The following is a 17,575-nucleotide window of genomic DNA, read 5'->3' as shown; positions in this document are numbered from 1 at the left end:
GCACACGCGCTCGTACGTTCCCTCCCACCCCGGTTCCCCCGCCGCGGGTTCATCCAGGAGGTTCCCGATGGAAGCTTCCACTCCCTTCAGCCGCAGGCGGCTCCTGCGCTCGGCCGGTCTGGGCATCACCGGCCTGGCCCTGCCCGGACTCGCCGGGTGCGAGATCGGCAGCGGCAGCAGCAGCGACGAGAGCCCCACCTCCGCCCTCAAGATCGGTTTCGTCAGTCCCCGCACCGGTCCGGCCGCCGGCTTCGGCGAGCCGGACGGCTACGTGCTGGAGCTGGCGCGCAAGGCGTTCGCCGGCGGCCTGACCCTCGGCGGCAAGAAGTACGACGTACAGATCGTCGACAAGGACAGCCAGTCCAACCCGCAGCGCTCCGCGCAGGTCGCCAACGACCTGATCAACGCGGACGGCGTCGACCTGATGCTCACCACGTCCACGCCGGAGACGGTCAACCCGGTCTCCGACGCCTGCGAGGCCGCCGGCGTGCCGTGCGTATCCACCGTGGTGCCGTGGCAGGCGTGGTACTTCGGCCGGGGCGCCAAGCCCGACCAGACCGACGCGTACAAGTACACCTTCCACTTCTGCTTCGGCGTCGAGCAGTTCCACTCGGCGTACACGCACCTGTGGCCGCAGGTCTCGACGAACAAGAGAACCGGCGTGATGTGGCCGAACGACTCGGACGGCAACGCGATCCGGGCCGCGCTCGGGCCGCTGCTGGCCAAGGACGGGTACACCATCGTGGACCCCGGCGCGTACACCAACGGCACCAACGACTACAGCTCCCAGATCGCCAAGTTCAAGGCCGAGGGCTGCGAGATCTTCAATACCTTCCCGATCCCGCCGGACTTCGCCACCTTCTGGCGGCAGGCCGCCCAGCAGGGCTTCAAGCCGAAGATCGCCCAGGTCGCGAAGACCGGCCTCTTCCCGTCCCAGATCGAGGCGCTGGGCCCGATCGGCGTCAACCTCGGCGGCGGCTGCTACTGGTCGCCCACCTACCCGTACACGTCCTCGCTGACGAAGGTCTCCGCCAAGGACCTCGGCACCGGGTACCAGAGCAGCGCCGGCAAGCAGTGGAACCAGCAGCTCGGCCCCAGCCTCGCGCTCTTCGACGTGGCGGCCGCCGCGTTCGCCGCCGCGGCCGACCCGAAGGACAAGGCCGCGGTCGCCAAGGCCATCGGCACGCTGGCGGTGCAGACCCCGGTCGGCCGCTTGCAATGGGGCAAGGGCCCCAACGCGAACGTCGTCACCACCCCGATCCTGGGCGGCCAGTGGATAGCGTCCACCGATGCCAAGTACACAGTGGAGTTCGTCATCTGCGAGAACTCCTCCGACCCCAACGTGCCGGTGGCCGGGCAGTTGAAGCCATACGCATGAGCGATCCCGTCCTGGCCGGCCGCGGCCTGTCCAAGCGCTACGGCGACCTGCTCGTCCTCGACCGGGTCGACTTCGCCGTGGCGCGCGGCGACGCGGTCGGCATCGTCGGCCCGAACGGCGCCGGCAAGACCACGCTGCTCAGCGTGCTGGCCGGCGCGGTCGCCCCGTCGGCCGGCACCGTGCACATCGACGGGCAGGACGTCACCCGCCTGCGCCCGAGCTGCGTTGCCGCCGGGGCGTGGGGCGGGCGTTCCAGATCCCGCGCCCGTTCGGCGGCATGACGGTGCTGGAGAACGTCCTCGTCGGCGCGGCGTACGGGGCCGGCCTGTCCCGGGCCGCCGCGTACGAGCGGAGCGTCGAGGTGCTGGACCGGTGCGGCCTGGTCGAGCACGCCAACCGCCGCGCCGACAGCCTCGGCCTGCTGCACCGCAAGCGCCTGGAGCTGGCCCGGTCGCTGGCCACCGACCCGCGGGTGCTGCTGCTGGACGAGATCGGCGCCGGGCTGACCGACGCGGAGGCGGCCGAGCTGGTCACCACCATCCGGGAGCTGCACAAGCTGGACATCGCCATCGTCTGGATCGAGCACATCGTGCACGTCCTCGTCCAGGTGGTCGAACGCCTGGTGTGCATGGACGCCGGCCGGGTCATCGCCGACGGTCCACCCTCGACGGTGCTCCGCGACGCGGTCGTCGTGGACGCCTACCTCGGGAAGGCTCTGTGAGCGTGCTGCTGGAAGTGTCCAATCTGGTCGCCCGGCACGGTCTGCTGATCGCCGTGCGCGACCTCTCACTGTCGGTGTCCGAGGGCGAGGTCGTCGCGCTGGTCGGCGCGAACGGCGCCGGCAAGTCCACGCTGCTGCGCACGGTCGCCGGCGCGCACCCGGCCGCCGGTGGCTCCGTCCGCTTCGACGGCGCCGACCTCACCGGCGTGCCCGCGCACGCGCGGGTGGCCCGCGGCCTCGCGCTCGTCCCCGAGGGGCGCAAGCTCTTCCCGGACCTGACCGTCGAGGAAAACCTCCTCGTCGCCGGCCGCCGCGCCCGCCCCGGGCAGTGGCGCCTGGAGACCGTGCTCGACGCGTTCCCGATGCTGAAGCCGCTGCGCCGCCAACGGGCGTCCACATTGTCCGGCGGGCAGCAGCAGGCGACCGCCATCGGCCGGGCGCTGATGACGAACCCCCGGCTGCTCCTGGTCGACGAGGTCTCGCTCGGGCTCGCGCCGGTCGCCGTCGACACCGTGTACGAATCGCTGTCCACGCTCATCGCCGGCGGCGCCACCCTCGTGCTCGTCGAGCAGGACCTGGCCCGCGCCCTGTCCGTGGCGGACCGGGTGGTGTGCCTGCTGGAGGGGCGGGTGGTGCTGGAGGCGGCCACCGGCGACGTCACCCGGGAGCAGGTCACCGAGGCGTACTTTGGTTTGGAGCTCACATGACCGTCGTCAACGCGATCGTCCAAGGCGTCTTCCTCGGCGGCCTGTACGCACTGTTCGCGTGTGGACTGTCCCTCATGTTCGGGGTCATGCGCATCATCAACCTCGCGCACGGCGACATCGCGGTGCTCGGCGCGTTCCTGGTTTGGTACGTGGCCACCGAAGCGGACGTGTCCCCGTTCCTCGCCCTGCTGCTGGCGCTGCCGGCGATGCTGGCGCTCGGCTACGTTCTGCAGTGGGCGGTGCTGGCACGCAGCCTGCGCTCGGGGATGCTGACGCCGTTGCTGGCCACGTTCGGGCTGGCGATCGTCGTGCAGAACGCGCTCCTGCAGGTCTTCTCCCCCGACGTGCGCTCGCTGGGCGCCTCCACCGGGGCCATCTCCACCGGGAGCTGGCGGCTGACCGACCAACTGTCCATCCCGTACCTCGGCGTGCTGATCCTCGGCGTCGCCGTGGCGGTCCTCGGCGGCCTGCAGTTCGTGCTGCGCCGCACCGGCTTCGGCCGGGAGATGCGGGCCACCGCGCAGGATCCCGACACCGCGGCACTCGTCGGGATTCCGGCCTCCACTGTGTACGCCAAAGCCACCGCGATCGCCGTGGCGACCGCCACCCTGGCCGGCGCGTTCCTCGCCATCAACTCCACGTTCGACCCGTCCAGCGGGCCGACACAGCTCATCTTCGCGTTCGAGGCGGTGATCATCGGCGGCCTCGGCTCGCTGTGGGGCACGCTCGCCGGTGGGATCGTGCTCGGCGTCGCCCAGACGCTCGGCGCGACGATCGACCCGCAGTACTCGATCCTCGCCGGGCACCTCGTCTTCCTCGCCGTCCTGGCCAGCCCGCGCGGCCGGCTCATCGTCACCCGGAGCGCCCGCGCATGACGACCTGGACAGTGCAACGCTCGACCCGTTCGTCGCGCATCGGGTCCACCGGGCTGCTGATCACCGGCGTCGCGCTCTTCGCGGTGCCTCAGGTCCTCGGCGCGAACGTCGTACAGCAACTGACCAGCCTGCTGATCTTTCTCATCATGGCGGCTATGTGGAACGCCCTCGCCGGGTACGCCGGCCTGGTTTCGGTGGGCCAGCAGGCGTTCATCGGGTTCGGCGCGTACGGGACGATCTGGCTCACGCAGCGCGGCGTCGCGCCGTACCTGGCCGTCGTGCTGGCGGCGCTCGCCTCGGCGGTGCTCGCCGCGGTCCTGTCCCCGCTCGTGCTGCGGCTGCGCGGCGGGCAGTTCGCGGTCGGCACCTGGGTCGTCGCGGAGGGCATCGCGCTGCTGGTCGTCCTCGACGAGAGCCTCGGCGGCGGCACCGGCGTATCGCTGCGCGGGCTGAACGTCTACGAGCCGCAGGTGCGCCGCGCGCTCACGTACTGGCTGGCACTCGGTTTCGCGCTCGTCCTGCTCGGGCTGCTCTTCCTGCTGCTGCGGCACCGCACCGGCGCCGCCCTGCAGGCGATCCGCGACGACGAGGACGCGGCCGCCTCGCTGGGCGTGCGGGTCATGCCGCTGAAGTTCCTGCTCTACGTGCTGGCCGGCTTCGGCTGCGGTGCCGCGGGCGCGCTGACGCTCGCCAACACCCTCTTCATCCAGCCGCAGTCCATTTTCGGCGTGCAGTGGTCGGCGTACATGATCTTCATGGTGCTGGTCGGCGGGCTCGGCACGTTCGAAGGTCCGATCGTCGGCGCCCTGCTGTTCTTCGCCATCCAGTACCAGTTCGCCGACCTCGGCGCCTGGTACCTGATCGGGCTCGGCCTGGTCGCCGTCGGGTTCGCACTCTTCCTGCCGCGCGGCGTGTGGAGCCTGGCGGGTGGCCGCCTCGGCGGCAGCCTGCTGCCCGTCGGATACCATCTGGCCAGATGGTAAGGACAATTCGGCACCACATCGATGGCGACTGGCGCGACTCAGTCAGCGGTGCGACGTACCCGGATCTCAATCCCTGGACCGGCGAGACGCTCGCGACCGTCGCGGCGGGCGACGCCGACGATGCTCGGCGGGCCATCGCCGCGGCGCGCGCGGCCTTCGAGACCTGGGCCGGGGTACGCCCCGCCGACCGCCAGCTGGTGTTCCTGCGCGCGGCCGACGCGCTCGAACGGCGGCGTGCCGAGATCTTCGACCTGCTCGCCGCGGAGACGGGGTGCGGCGCGCACTTCGCCACGGTCCAGGTCGACTTCAGCGTGTCGCTGCTGCGCCAGGCGGCCGGGCTGGCGTACGCCCCGATCGGCCAGGTGCTTCCGTCCGATGTGGACGGTACGCGCGCGCTCGCGCTGCGCCGGCCCGTCGGCGTGGTGGCCGCGATCGCGCCGTGGAACTCGGCGCTGGTGCTGGCCGGCCGCAGTGTCATCGGGCCGCTGGCGCTCGGCAACACCGCGGTGCTCAAGCCCTCCGAGGAGTCCCCCATCACCGGCGGCTCGCTGTGGGCCGAACTCTTCGCCGAGGCGGGACTGCCGCCCGGCGTCCTCAACGTGGTCACGCACGCGCCCGGGGACGCCGGCCGGATCGCCGAGGAGCTGATCGCCAACCCGTCCGTGGCCCGGATCAACTTCACCGGCTCGACCGTCACCGGCCGGCGGCTGGCCGAATCGGCCGGGCGCCACCTCAAGCGGGTGGTGCTTCAGCTCAGCGGCCAGAACCCGTTGCTCGTCCTCGCCGACGCCGACCTCGGGTACGCCGTCGACGCGGCGGCGTACGGCGCGTTCGTCCACACCGGACAGATCTGCATGTGCGCGCGCCGGATCTTCGTGGAGCGGGCGGTCGCGGACGAGTTCACCGAGCGGTTCGCGGCGAAGGTCGCCACGCTGCCGGTCGGCGACCCGGGCGACCCGGCCACGGTGATCGGGCCCGTGATCAACAAGTGGGCGCTGTCGCTGATCACCCGCCGGGTCGAGGAGGCCGTCGAGATGGGCGCCCAGGTGCTGGCCGGCGGCACCCCGGCGCCGCCCTGCTACCCGGCGACCGTGCTCACCGGCGTACCGCCCGAGGCCGAGCTGGCGTTCGACGAGACGTTCGGGCCGGTGGTGATCCTGGAGGTGGTCGACGACACCGACCACGCCGTACGCCGCGCCAACGAGTCGCGCTTCGGCCTCACCGCCGGGGTGCTGACCGGCGACCCGTACCGCGGGCTGGCGATCGCGCGGCGGCTGGAGTCCGGCATCGTGCACGTCAACGACCAGCCGGTCAACGACGAGCCGCAGATGCCGTTCGGGGCGTGAAGGACAGCGGGTGGGGACGGTTCGGCGTCGGGTTCGCCGCCGAGGAGTTCTCCGAGCTGCAATGGGTCACCGCCCGCGACTCCCCCGCCCTTCCCGTTCTGAAGAGCAAGGAAGGGCACCTTGTTAACGCTTTCTGCATAGCAAGGGTCCCCTCCTAACCTCCCTCGAAGATCAGCGCGAGCTGGGCGTCGAGGGCGGCTAGGGCCTGGTCGGCGGTGACGTGGGCGCCGAGCAGGTACACGCCGAGGCCCTCCATCATGGCGAGCAGCCCGGCGGCGGCGGCCGGGGCGTCAAGGTCGGGGCGAGCCGTCGCGATCAGGCCGGCGACGAAGGCCAGCATCCCCTCGGTGTCGGCGCGCAAAGCGGCGGCCGCGTCCGGGCGTACCGCGGCATAGGCGAGGAAGGCGAGCGCGACGCGGCCGTCCGCGCGACGCTGCTCGTCCAGCGGCAGGATCTCGGTCAGCAGCGTGCGGACCAGGTCGCCCGGCGCGGGCGCCGGGCCGAGCCGGCCGGCGGCCGCGGCGACCCGCGCCTCGGTGCGCTCCCGCACCACGGCCATCGCGAATCCCATCAGCTCGTCCTTGGTACGGAAGTAGTGCTGCACCATGCCCGAGGTGACACCCGCCTCGGCCGCCACGTGGCGCAGGCTGACCTCCTCCAGTCCGCGCTCGGCCGCTACCCGCATGAGCGCGTCGGCGATCAACGTGCGGCGCTGGTGGTGGTCGACAATCTTCGGCATGCCTGTTACATTACACTCGAAATGGAAACGACACAGCGCCCCTCCCTCGCCCGCCGCGCCATGGCCTACGAGTCGGCCATGTGGCGCAGCTTCTTCCGGTGGATCCTGCGCCGCGACACGACACCGCCACCCGGCGTCCAGGCGTTCGGCTACGTCGGCGTGGTCCGGCCGATCCTGATGGCCTTCATCGTGCTGTCCGGCGTCGAGATCCCCATCTTCGACCTGATCATCAGCCGGCTGGTGCCGTGGGAATGGGTCCGGTGGACCGTCCTCGGCCTCGGCATCTACGGCTTCATCTGGATGCTCGGCCTGCTCGCGATGCTCACGCTGCACCCGCACCTCGTCGACGACACCGGCATACGGATCCGCAACAGCATCTCGCTGGATCTGACCATCCCGTGGGACAACATCGCCGCGGTCAACGGCCGGTACCGGTCGCTGGCGTCCAGCAAGGGCGTCCAGATCGAGCACGACGACAGCGGCCCGATCGTCAACCTCGCCGCGGCGGGCCAGACCAACGTCGACATCACCCTGCGCGAGCCCGCCGCGCTCCCCCTGCCCAAGGGCCCGAGCGAGCCCACGACCCGGGTACGCATCTACGCCGACCAGCCCGACGCGTTCGTCGCCTCGGTGCGGGAGCGTGTCCTTCGCTAGAGCCGGCGTCCGTCCGTCGATCATGCCTCCGTCTGTCAGTACGGCCACATCGGGCAATGGCTGTCGAATGTGGAGAGACCGAAGCCGGGACGGCGACTTGACTGAGTGTGCAGATCATTTGACGGACAGCACGTCCGGCAGCAAGGTCATATATGGCCGTGAGTATGGCGGTGGCCGATCAACCCGATTCGATAGGGGGAAACATGACACTTACTGGTCGGATACGCCGGAAAAGCCTGCGCGCGGGCGTCGCGGCGGTACTTGTGCTCGTGCCAGGGTTCGTGCTCGCGTCGCCCGTCCAGCCAGCCGCCGCCGCTTCTACCAACTCAGTGATCGTTTGGGACGAGTACGCGCAAAAGTCCATATGGGACGTTGCCGCTCAGGGGCCGAACGTCCAGGGGCGCAGCTTCACCATGGTGCACGGCGCCATCTACGACGCCGTGAACGCGATCTCCGGCAAGCCGTACCAGCCGTACCTGGTCGCGCCGCCGGCCACCGGCACCGAGTCCAAGGACGCCGCGGTGGCCGCCGCGGCCCACCAGGTGCTGCTCTCGCTCTTCCCGGGGCAGCAGCCCGCGCTCCAGGCCCAGTACGACGCGTACCTCGCCGGGATCCCGGACGGCCCGGCGAAGACCGGCGGCATAGCCATCGGCAACCAGGCCGCCGCCGCGATGATCGCCGCCCGGGTGAACGACGGCTATCTCGGTCCGCAGACCTGGGTCCACGGCGCCACACCCGGCGCGTGGCGGCCGGTCCCGCCGAACTTCGGCTCGGACGGCGCGTGGACCGGCTTCATGAAGCCGTTCGCGATCCCCAGCGCGGCGGCGTTCCGTACCGCCGGCCCGCCGGCGTTGACCAGCAACGCGTACACGAAGGACTTCAACGAGGTCAAGAAGATCGGCGCGGTCAACAGCACCACCCGTACCGCCGACCAGACCGACTCCGCGAGGTGGTGGCACGACCGGCGCCTGACCGAATGGGAGATCAAGCGGCAGGTCGCCACGAACCGGGGGCTGAACACCCTCCAAGCGGCGCGCATGTTCGCGATGGCGGACGTGGCCGCGACCGACGCGGTGATCGCCTGCTACGAGGACAAGTACTTCTGGAACTTCTGGCGCCCGGTCACCGCGATCCAACTCGCCGACACCGACGGCAACGCCGCGACCGTGGCCGACCCGACCTGGATGCCGGTCCTGGTGACGCCGCCGTTCCCGGACCACCCGTCCGGACACACCTGCTACACGGCGGCGACGATGGCCACGCTGGCGTACTTCTACCAGCGGGACAACATCTCGTTCAGCGCGTTCAGCCCGGCCTCGAACTCGACGCGGTCCTTCACCAGCTTCTCGTCCGCGCTCATTGAGGTCATCAACGCGCGGGTATGGGGCGGCATCCACTTCCGTACCGCCGACAACCAGGGCGCACTGCTCGGCGCCAAGGTGGCCGCCTACACCATCGCCCACTACTTCCGCCCCTCGTAGCCCCGCCGCCCTCCCTCCCCTCCTTCCGTCGATCAAGGACAAATGGTCGTGCTTTGATCTCCGAACCACGACCCTTTGCCCTTGATCGACGGGCTTTCCCTTGATCGACGCGGTGCGGGGGTGGGAGGTGTTGGCGTGGGTGGGTGGGCTCGCCTTGCCCGCTCGGCGCCTTGCCCCAGTAGGGGTCCCCTCTTGGGGTTCCGGCGTGAGTAGGGCTCCCCTATACCCGCGAGGACCGGTATAGGGGAGCCCTACTCACGTCGGGTCGCCCAGAAGGGGACCCCTACTGGGGCAAGGCGCCGAGCCCGCGCCCCGGCAAGCCCGCAAGCCCGCAGCCCCGGCGGGCGCCAGATCAAGGAAAGGCGCGTCGATCAAGGGATTCCACGCCGATCAAGGGCAAAGGGTCGTGGTTTGGAGATCAAAGCACGACCGTTTGCCCTTGATCGACGGCAAAAGCGGCGGCGCCGGCAAAGGAGCGGCGAAAGCGGGGGGCGCGGGGGAGGGGTTAGAAGTGGGTGTGGATTAGGTCTATGACCTTGTAGGCGGGATCTACTACGGGGATCACTTGCCACTTGTCGAAGGCGGTGCAGGGGTGGGAGATGCCGAAGGCGACCAGCTCTCCCGGGACCAACTCCACGTCGGGCGGCACCTCGACGTACGCGTGATGGTCGTTGATGGCCGTGACGCGCAACCCGTCGGCGGCGCGCGCCGTGCCGTCGAGGCCGCGGATCTTGCGGGGCACCGGCAGGCCCTCGTCGTACGGCGCCTCGCGCTTGCCCATGCCGACGATGGCGAGCCCCTTCTCCGGGGTGGAGGTCACCTGGGCCCAGATCTCCAGCGCGGCTTCGAGGGCGCCCTCGCCGGGGACGCGCCGGAACGGGGTCTGCTCGCGGTACGTGCCGTCGTCGTGGCTGATGTACGCGCCGCTGCGCAGGATGGTGCGCAGTTGGTAGCCCGGCAGCCAGGATCCGGCCAGTTTCGACGCGACCAGGTCGAAGTACTTGCTGCCGCCCGCGGTGACGATCACCGGGTCGGGCAGCAGGCCCTCGTCCGCCAGGTCCCGGACGGCGGCGCGCAGCCCGTCCAGGTACGCGGCGACGGCGGGCGCGTCGGGCAGCCCGCCCTCGTACCCGGCGACGCCGGCGAGCGTGAGCCGGGGCGCGGCGATCACCGCCCGCGCGACCTCGGCCAGTTCCTGCGGGGTACGGCAGCCGGTGCGCCCGCCCGGGTGACCCAGCTCGACGAGGACGCGGAGCGGCCGGTCGCCCGGCACCGATGCGACCGCTGACGACATGGCCCGCACGCCGGCGAGTGAGTCGGCGTAGCAGAGGAAGTCGAAGCCCCGTTCGACCTCCTGGGCGACCCAGCGCAGCGGGCCGGGGTCGACCAGTTCGTTGGCGAGCAGCACGGCCGGTACGCCGAGCGCCCGGCAGGCGAGCACCTGGTTGGCGGTCGCGACGGTGATCGCGCAGGCACCGGCCCGCAGTTGGGCCTCGAACAGCGACGGCGCCATGGTGGTCTTGCCGTGCGGGGCGAACTCCAGCCCGTGCCGCGCGCAGAACGCGGCGAGCGTGTCGATGTTGTGCGCGATGGCGGCCCCGTCGGCGACCAGCACCGGCCAGGTGAACGCCCCGCCGAAGAGGTCGTGCCGCGCGGCGGCGAACTCGGCGGGGGTGACCGGCGGCCCCGGCCACCAGATGCCCTTCGTCCGCCAGTCGATCTTGTCCACGACGCCAGCATGTCATATCTGGGCTGGCAGAACGTCATCCTCATCGCCCGCGAGCGCCTCCCGGACGACCGCGTCGTGGTAGACATACGCCGTGGTGAGCGCGACGAACGGCATCGCCAGCAGGTAGACGAGCCCGGCGACGACGTTGACGAGGGTGAACGGCGCGTCGGTTCCGAAGATCAGGATCATGCCTAGCACCGGGCCGAGCACCAGCGCGATCGCGGCGCCGGCGACGACCAGCGACGTGGTCTTGAACCAGCGCCGGCGGACCAGCCGGCCGCTGCGGCGCAGGGCGCCCAGCACCGACTCGCCCTCCAGCTCGACCGCCTGGGCGAGCAGCGCCCACCGCCCGGCCAGCCAGATCGCGACCGGCAGCAGCGCCACGCTCAGCCCGAGCAGCACGACCGCGCCGACCGCGATCGCCAGCGCCCCGAGCAGCGCCGGGAAGCGGCCCAACGCCATCCGGTACGCCCGCAGCGGCCCGATCGGGCGCCCGGCGTCCACCTCGGCGAGCGCCCGCGCGGTGGCGGCCTGCACCAGGCCGACGCCCCCGAGCGTGAGGAGGGCGGCGACCGCGACGGCGAGGGACGCGAACACCCCGCCGCTCTCGCCGGACGTGTCGATCCCGGCGATGCTGGCGCTGCCGAAAACGGCGGCCTCGACGGCCGCGATGACCAGCGCGATCGGTATGAACACCGCCGCGATGCCGATGAACAGCGGCCACCGGGTCAGGTACATCCGCGCCGCGGCGGCCAGTACCTGCCCCACGCCCGCCGCCGCGCCACTCGCAGCGGCGCGGCGGGCCGCCAGGTCGTGGCCCGGATCGCGAGCGCCGCGACCACCAGCAGCAACGCCAGCGGCAGCAGCGTCTGGGAGGGATCGTCGACGGTACGCCGAAGCGTGTCCGAGCCGGTGCGCAGGGCCGAGCAGAAGAAGTCCGTCGCCTCGGTGCCGAGCAGCCCGCCGGCCGGCACCGCGTAGCTGCGGTTGCGCCAGTCCTCGGTGTACGCGATCGGCTCGGTCCACTGGCGCTTGAGGTTCGGGCCGGTCGGGCCGTTGTAGAAGGCCGTCTGCAGCTCGCCCCAGCGCCCTTCGTACGCGATCCACGGGAACTCCCGGTGCGCCGCCGCCGGGTCGCTCGGGATCGTGCGTACCCGGGGCCGCAGCTCGACGGTCGGCGTGGTCGCGTCGTCGCAGCCGACCCCCTGCTGGCCGGAGCTGCCGAGGTAAAGCCCGTCCTCGAAGAAGTTCGCGTGCGAGCCGGCGGCCGGGTGTACGACCGGGTGGGTGCCGTCGACCAGCGCCAGCTTGTCGGCGCCCCAGTCGGCCCGTTCGGCGCCCTCGTGCTGGCTGTAGCCGACCTCGGCCGGCGTGACCGCCAGCGCCTCGGCCGCGTCGCCGGCGTCGAAGACGATCTGGATCATCTCCCAGTCGCCCTCGTGGGTGTTGTTGAAGTCGTTGAACGCGTAGAAGAACCAGTACTGCAGGGCCAGCTTGCCGGGTGCGCCCGGGTCGGTGGCCACGTGCGCGTACACGGTCGGGAGGCGGCCCTGCGTGATCTGGTCGGCCCACTGCTCGTACCCGCATCCCGGCTGCAGCGGGTTGCCGGGAAAGTCCAGGTGGTACTCGTACAGGTCGCCGGCCAGGTCGGGCGCGGTCGGCCCGATCTTCACCAGGTCGGCGCCGGTCCAGGGCCCGCGCAGCGCCACGGTCGGCTGGTCGAAGAGCGCGTCCACGTCCATCGGCCAGTACGGCTCGCCGTATCCGCATTCCTCGGTCTGCGCGACCAGCCGGACCACCGGCGCGTACCGCTCGGCGAGCGCCGTCTCGTCGGCGAGGTCGGCGCGGGCGGGTGACACGACGGCGAGGGCGGCGCCGATTCCGGCCACACCCGCCCATACCCACCGGACCATAGCCCGGATTCTCCCCACGGGGCGCGGCGGTATCTCAGGAATCGGTGGCCGGCGGCGCCGGACGCTGGACGTTCACCAGTGAGATCAACGCGACGAACAGCATGGCGAAACCGACGGAGGCGCCTTCGAGGCTGATGACGAAGGCGGCGTACTCGTACCAGCCGCCCGCCGCTCCGGCTCGGCTCTGCATGGGCAGCGTGGTCAGCGCCATCGCCCCGCCGATGCACAGCACGGCGACGGTGACGATCGTGACCGCGCGGCCCAGCGGCTGGCTCGCGTATCTCTGGAAGAACCGCGCCTCGAACCCGATCGCGATGAGCAGCAGGGGGATGACCTGGCTGGCCTGCGCGAAGTACTCCTGGCTGATGGTTTGCGGCGCGTCGCCGGCTCCTCGGGAGAGGGCGTCCCAGTACTCCGCTCCGATGTAGGCGGCGAAGGTGCCGAGGGCGAGCGGGGTCAGGGTGCTCAGTCGGGAGCGCGGGCTTTCCGCCGGGAAGAGGAGGGCCGCGAAGAGCACCAACAGCGCGACGTACGCCAGGGACATCGGGATGACGAACAGGAAGCGGTCACGCCACCCGTCCGGCGCCTGCCAGGACACGACGTCGAGGGCGAGGTAGAGGCCCGCGCCGAGGGCGTACCCGCGCCACGGGACCGCGGCGCGGCCCAGTGCGAGAAGGAGTGCCGCCAGGACCCCCAGGAGCAGCGCGTCGACGACGACGAAGAGCCAGGCCGGCTCCTGCCACCGCCCGCCCGCGGCCGCCGCCTGGACGAAGTCTTCGCTGAAGGCCAGCGGGATGAAGAGGGTGAACAGCGCCGCCGTACGCAGTTTCGCGTCCCACGCGTCAGCCATCCGCCGGTCCTCTCGGTATGCAGGGAGAGGCTACAACACCGTCAGGATGCGATCCGCGTGTAAGAGATCCGACAGCCGGATGGCGATCTCGGGCGCCGCCCTCGCCGATGTGATCACTATTGGCAGGGCGCCGCACTCCATCAGCTCGTCCAGCAGGGCGCCGTCGCGCCACTCCATCACGTCGGCGGACGGCCGCAGGTGGATGACGACCAGGTCGTGCCGGGGCAGGCAGTCGCGCAGGCCGGCCAGCACCGCGTACGCGTCGACGCCCGGCCGGCGATCGGCCGATCCGAAGACGACCAGCAGTTCGTCGTTGACCGCGAGCTCGGCCAGGCGCGCGACCAGGGTGGCCGCGTCGGGCCCGGTCCGCGGCTCGCCAGCGACCGCGATGGTCATTCCCGTCAGACCCGGCTCCGGGCACAGGTACGGGCGATGTCGCGGGAACGGCCGACTGGTTGCCATCCGTAATATCGTGCACACAGTTCGTGCATGGTCGCCATAGTCAGTGTTGACCGGCCACCCCTGCGGTGGCCGCCGGACACTTCTGTCCGCGCCGGTCAGGGGACCGGCCACGCCTCGCAGAGCGTCCACATGACATGGTCGCCGGGGGCGTGCCGGGACGATCCGCTCCCCCGGACCACCACCTGGCCGGCGGCGGTGTCCAGGTGGATGTCGGTGTGCGGGCCGGCGAACCGCACGGACGCGACGGTCGCCGGCAGGTCGCCGCCGAGGCGTACCCAATCCGGCCGGACAACGGCGGCTCCCCCGCCGCCCGGCGGCGCCGAGGTGGCCACGGTGACGCGGCGGTCGCCGGCGCGGATCGTGACCGACTCCGCCGTGCGGTCCAGCACCGCACCGTCCAGGACGGACGCCGGCCCGGACAGCCGGGCGACGGTGCGATCCACCGGGCGCCGGTACACCTCGTCGGGCGTGCCGACCTGGGCGGCCCCGCCGCCGTGCAGGACCGCGACGCGGCCGGCGATCGCCAGCGCCTCGGCGGCGTCGTGCGTGGCGTACACCGCCGCCGCGCCGGCCTCCGCGCGCCGGCGGGCGACCTCCGCCAGCACGATGGCCCGCAGGTGGGCGTCGAGGTGCGCGGTCGGCTCGTCGAAGAGGAACAGCGCCGGGTCCGCGGCCAGCGCCCGGGCCAGCCCCACCCGCTGCTGCTCGCCGCCGGACAGCTGCGCGGGGCGCCGGTCGGCCAGGTCGGACAGGCCCATCCGGTCCAGCAGCTCCCCGGCGGCGTCGCGGGCCGCTGCTGCCGGCACGCCGCGGCGCCGCACCGGGTACGCGACGATGTCCCGCACCGCGAGGTGTGGCCAGAGCGCGTAGTTCTGGAAGACCACGCCGACCCGCCGGCGCTCCGGCGGCAGGCAGCGCCGCGGCGTGGACGCCAGCACGCCGCCCAGCCACAGCTCACCGGTACGCGGCGCGACGAACCCGGCCACCGCGTGCAGCAGCGTCGTCTTTCCGGACCCGGACGGGCCCAGCAGCGCCAGCACCTCGCCCGCGCCGACGTCGAGGTCCACATCGGACAGGATCAGGGCGCTACCGTCGTACCCGAGGCCGAGCCCGCGGCAGGACAGCGCGGCGGGCGCGTTCACCGGCGTCCCCATCGGACCAGCCCGGCGGCGACCAGCGCGACCGGGCCGGTCTGCACCAGGGCGAGCGCCGCCGAGGTGCCCACACCGCCCAGCTCCCGCTGGTTGAGGATCACCACCGCGAACGTCTCGCTCCCCGGTCCATAGAGGATGGTGGACATGGTCAGCTCGTGCGAGGCGTACAGGAACGCGAGTCCGCCGCCGATCGCCGCCGCGGTGGCGAGCGGCGGCAGCGTCACGGTCCGCAGCGCGGTGACCGGCCCGGCGCCGCTGGCCCGGGCGGCGCGGGGCAGGTCGGGCGGCAGGCGGTCGAGCGCGGCCTGGACCGGGCGGTGGCCGAACACCCAGAACTTCGCCAGGTACGCGAGCAGGATCAGCGCCGCCGAGCCGGCGAGCAGCCGGCCGTACCCGATGAGGATCCCCACGGCGAGCGCCGAGCCGGGGATCGCGAACGCCAGCACGACGGCGGTGCCCAGCGGCCCACGGGTGGCTCGCCCCGGCAGCCCGGCGACGGCGGCGCCCAGCAGCGGCACCAGGACCGCGGCCGCCGCGGCGAGCCACAGCGTGCGGGCGAGCGCCGGGCCGGTCACGCCGGCGAACGCGGCGTCGAAGTTGGCGAGCGTCCAGTTGGCCGGCACCGGCGGCAGGCCGGGTGCGGCGGTCACCGCCGCCAGCGCGACCGCCACGAGGGGCAGCCCGACGGCGAGCGTGGCGTACGCGTACACCACCGCCGCGGTGGCCCGGCCGGCCCGCCCGGCGGCCGCGGCTTCCGGCCCGGTGCGTACCGCCGGCCGGGCGCCGGCCCACAGGTCGGCGGGCCCGACCGCGAGCAGGGCCAGCGCCACCATCGCGAGGGCGACCACGGTCAGCTCGCGGAACGCCTCCGGGTCCGCCGCGAACGCCAGGTCGCTGTAGACCACTGTGGACATCGTGCCAAAGCCGGCGGGCGTGCCGAGCAGTTGCGGGATGGCGAAGGCGTTGACGACGCTGACGAACACCAGCGCGGCGGCGGCCACAATGGACATCCGCAGCAGCGGCAGGGTGACGGTTCGCAGCGCCACCCACGCCGAGGCGCCGGCCGCCCGCGCCGCGCGCACGAGGTCGGGTTCCGCGCGCGTGGCCAGGCCCGCGGCGACCGCGAGGTACGCCAGCGGCACGCCGTGCGCGGCGAGCACGGCGGCGATGCCGACCGGGCCGTACAGCCCCGGCAGGGCGAGGCCGGCGAGCCGGTCGGCCAGCCCCGCCGGCCCGTACGCCTCGGTCCAGCCGAGCCCCAGCACCAGATCGGGTACGACCAGCGGGGCGGCGATCAGCAGGCGCAGCCGGCCGCGGTGGCGCACCGACCCGCGCTCGACGGCCAGCGCCAGCGCCACCCCGGCCGCGACCGCCGGCGCGGTCACCACGACGCCGAGCACGACCGTGTGCCAGACGGCGGTGCGCACGTACGGCGTACCGAAGGCGCGCGCGACCCCGCCGGCACCGCCGCCGACCGCCTCCCGCAGCAGCGCGCCGAGCGGCACGGCGACGAGGGCGGCCAGCAGGGCGGCGACCAGCAGCCACCAGCCCCGCCGCACCGTGGTCACCCGCCGAAGATCGACTGGTACTCCCGGAGCAGGTCGCGCTGCTTGCCGTACAGCGCCGGCCAGTCCGGCGACACGGAGGTGGCCCCGGCGGGGCGCTCCGGGCCGGGGATCTGGGCCAGCACGGGCTGCCAGCCGGTCTTCGCGATGCGCCGCTGGCCGTCCTCCGACAGGACGTACGCCAGGAACGTCCTGGCCGCGTCCGGCTGCTTGCTCGTGGCGGTCGCCGCGATCGGGCTGTAGACCGCGATCGCGCCCTCCTTGGGCCAGGCCAGCGTCACCGGCGAGCCCTTGGCGGCCGCGGCGCGCACCTCCGTGTCGAGCGTGATGCCGAGCCGGTAGCGGCCCTGGGCCACGGCCGTCACGACCTCCGGCGGGGTGGCCACCTGGACGGCGCCGTTGGCCGCCAGCCGGCGGTAGTAATCCATCCCGAACCCGGGCGCCTGGCTGAAGTAGCCGAGCGCGGCGAACGCGGAGCCGGCCGTCGCGGGGTCGGGCACGGCCACCTTGCCGCGGTACGCCGGGTCGGCCAGCGACGCCCAGCCGGTCGGCGCCGGGGTCAGGTCCTTACGGGCGACGACGACCACGAAGAGGACCCGGGTGCCCCAGAACGTGTCGGTGCGGAACTCCTCCGGCACGCCCGCCAGGTCCGGCAGCGGCCACGCCGCCAGCAGCTTCTGGTCGGCGTACGCGTGCATCGACAGTGGATCGGTGCCCCACATGACGTCGGCGCGCAGCCCGCCGGAGCGCTGGTCGCCGGCGACGCGCGCGTTCAGCGCCCCGGTGGCGGCGCGGAAGACCTCGACCTCGGCGCCCGGGTGCGCCTCCTTGAAGCCGGCGACCACCGCGTCCACGGTGTTCTGGGTGACCGAGGTGTAGAGCGTGATCCGCGGCGGCGTGGTGGAGCTGGCGGAGCCCGCCGGCTCGGCGCCGCACGCGGCCAGGGTGAGTATCGCCAGTACTGCGAGCAGGCGCGGGTGGGACCGGAACGGCATCACGATGGCCTCCGGGAAAGGGG

Annotated in this window: 18 protein-coding genes; 9 read left to right on the top strand and 9 right to left on the bottom strand. The window is 72.5% G+C overall.

The features are described from left to right. The first annotated feature begins 67 nt into the window (after nt 1-67). Genes Prum_RS37090 through Prum_RS37065 form a run of 7 tightly spaced genes read left to right on the top strand, consistent with a single transcriptional unit; the run spans nt 68 to nt 6,010 of the window. Nucleotides 68-1,378: an ABC transporter substrate-binding protein gene (locus tag Prum_RS37090; RefSeq protein WP_173081219.1), complete on the top strand. Its 1,311-nt coding sequence runs from the start codon at nt 68-70 to the stop codon at nt 1,376-1,378. Next, complete coding sequence (locus tag Prum_RS54085; protein WP_218577549.1) at nt 1,375-1,659, top strand: ATP-binding cassette domain-containing protein; 285 nt, start codon at nt 1,375-1,377, stop codon at nt 1,657-1,659. Before Prum_RS37090 ends, Prum_RS54085 begins: the two co-directional genes overlap by 4 nt. Continuing rightward, on the top strand, nt 1,617-2,099 hold the full coding sequence (locus tag Prum_RS52535; RefSeq protein WP_281369083.1) for an ABC transporter ATP-binding protein C-terminal domain-containing protein: 483 nt from the start codon (nt 1,617-1,619) through the stop codon (nt 2,097-2,099). Before Prum_RS54085 ends, Prum_RS52535 begins: the two co-directional genes overlap by 43 nt. Continuing rightward, entirely contained in the window at nt 2,096-2,806 is a 711-nt protein-coding gene (locus Prum_RS37080; RefSeq protein ID WP_246278343.1) for an ABC transporter ATP-binding protein, read from the top strand. Before Prum_RS52535 ends, Prum_RS37080 begins: the two co-directional genes overlap by 4 nt. Further along, nucleotides 2,803-3,681 (top strand): branched-chain amino acid ABC transporter permease, encoded by an 879-nt coding sequence (locus Prum_RS37075; RefSeq protein WP_173081217.1) that lies wholly within the window; start codon nt 2,803-2,805, stop codon nt 3,679-3,681. The genes Prum_RS37080 and Prum_RS37075 overlap by 4 nt, the downstream gene beginning before the upstream one ends. Then, the gene (locus Prum_RS37070) at nt 3,678-4,664 is read left to right on the top strand and encodes a branched-chain amino acid ABC transporter permease (RefSeq protein ID WP_173081215.1); all 987 of its coding nucleotides are present in this window, start codon (nt 3,678-3,680) and stop codon (nt 4,662-4,664) included. The genes Prum_RS37075 and Prum_RS37070 overlap by 4 nt, the downstream gene beginning before the upstream one ends. Next, entirely contained in the window at nt 4,658-6,010 is a 1,353-nt protein-coding gene (locus Prum_RS37065; RefSeq protein WP_246278342.1) for an aldehyde dehydrogenase family protein, read from the top strand. The genes Prum_RS37070 and Prum_RS37065 overlap by 7 nt, the downstream gene beginning before the upstream one ends. A 154-nt stretch (nt 6,011-6,164) precedes the next feature. Here the strand turns inward: Prum_RS37065 and Prum_RS37060 are convergent, their stop codons facing one another. Then, nucleotides 6,165-6,749: a TetR/AcrR family transcriptional regulator gene (locus Prum_RS37060; RefSeq protein WP_173081213.1), complete on the bottom strand. Its 585-nt coding sequence runs from the start codon at nt 6,747-6,749 to the stop codon at nt 6,165-6,167. A 21-nt stretch (nt 6,750-6,770) separates the two neighbouring features. Here Prum_RS37060 and Prum_RS37055 point away from each other — a divergent pair, with 21 nt between their 5' ends. Both Prum_RS37055 and Prum_RS37050 read left to right on the top strand, forming a co-directional pair. Then, a complete protein-coding gene (locus tag Prum_RS37055; RefSeq protein WP_173081211.1) occupies nt 6,771-7,403 on the top strand; it encodes a hypothetical protein in 633 nt (210 codons plus the stop codon). A gap of 203 nt (nt 7,404-7,606) precedes the next feature. Then, a complete protein-coding gene (locus Prum_RS37050; protein ID WP_173081209.1) occupies nt 7,607-8,884 on the top strand; it encodes a vanadium-dependent haloperoxidase in 1,278 nt (425 codons plus the stop codon). A 505-nt stretch (nt 8,885-9,389) separates the two neighbouring features. Here the strand turns inward: Prum_RS37050 and Prum_RS37045 are convergent. The 8 genes from Prum_RS37045 to Prum_RS37010 form a co-directional block, all read right to left on the bottom strand. Beyond that, nucleotides 9,390-10,613 (bottom strand): alanine racemase, encoded by a 1,224-nt coding sequence (locus Prum_RS37045; RefSeq protein WP_246278341.1) that lies wholly within the window; start codon nt 10,611-10,613, stop codon nt 9,390-9,392. A gap of 12 nt (nt 10,614-10,625) precedes the next feature. Further along, complete coding sequence (locus tag Prum_RS37040) at nt 10,626-11,381, bottom strand: hypothetical protein (RefSeq protein ID WP_173081207.1); 756 nt, start codon at nt 11,379-11,381, stop codon at nt 10,626-10,628. Next, nucleotides 11,342-12,526, bottom strand: coding sequence for a hypothetical protein (locus Prum_RS37035; RefSeq protein WP_173081205.1), 1,185 nt, complete (start codon nt 12,524-12,526; stop codon nt 11,342-11,344). The genes Prum_RS37040 and Prum_RS37035 overlap by 40 nt, the downstream gene beginning before the upstream one ends. Before the next feature lie 34 nt (nt 12,527-12,560). Next, entirely contained in the window at nt 12,561-13,376 is an 816-nt protein-coding gene (locus tag Prum_RS37030; protein ID WP_173081203.1) for a hypothetical protein, read from the bottom strand. Between the two features lie 30 nt (nt 13,377-13,406). Further along, entirely contained in the window at nt 13,407-13,838 is a 432-nt protein-coding gene (locus Prum_RS37025; protein WP_173081201.1) for a hypothetical protein, read from the bottom strand. A 95-nt stretch (nt 13,839-13,933) separates the two neighbouring features. Further along, the gene (locus Prum_RS37020) at nt 13,934-14,992 is read right to left on the bottom strand and encodes an ABC transporter ATP-binding protein (RefSeq protein ID WP_218577547.1); all 1,059 of its coding nucleotides are present in this window, start codon (nt 14,990-14,992) and stop codon (nt 13,934-13,936) included. Further along, on the bottom strand, nt 14,977-16,560 hold the full coding sequence (locus Prum_RS37015) for an ABC transporter permease (RefSeq protein ID WP_173081197.1): 1,584 nt from the start codon (nt 16,558-16,560) through the stop codon (nt 14,977-14,979). Before Prum_RS37015 ends, Prum_RS37020 begins: the two co-directional genes overlap by 16 nt. Further along, on the bottom strand, nt 16,557-17,552 hold the full coding sequence (locus Prum_RS37010) for an extracellular solute-binding protein (protein WP_173081195.1): 996 nt from the start codon (nt 17,550-17,552) through the stop codon (nt 16,557-16,559). Before Prum_RS37010 ends, Prum_RS37015 begins: the two co-directional genes overlap by 4 nt. Between the last annotated feature and the right edge of the window lie 23 nt (nt 17,553-17,575).

It is taken from the genome of Phytohabitans rumicis (assembly GCF_011764445.1).
In the GTDB taxonomy this organism is placed as follows: Bacteria; Actinomycetota; Actinomycetes; order Mycobacteriales; family Micromonosporaceae; genus Phytohabitans; species Phytohabitans rumicis.
Note: the sequence above shows the minus strand (reverse complement) of the source record. Positions and strands in the feature narration are given on the sequence as shown.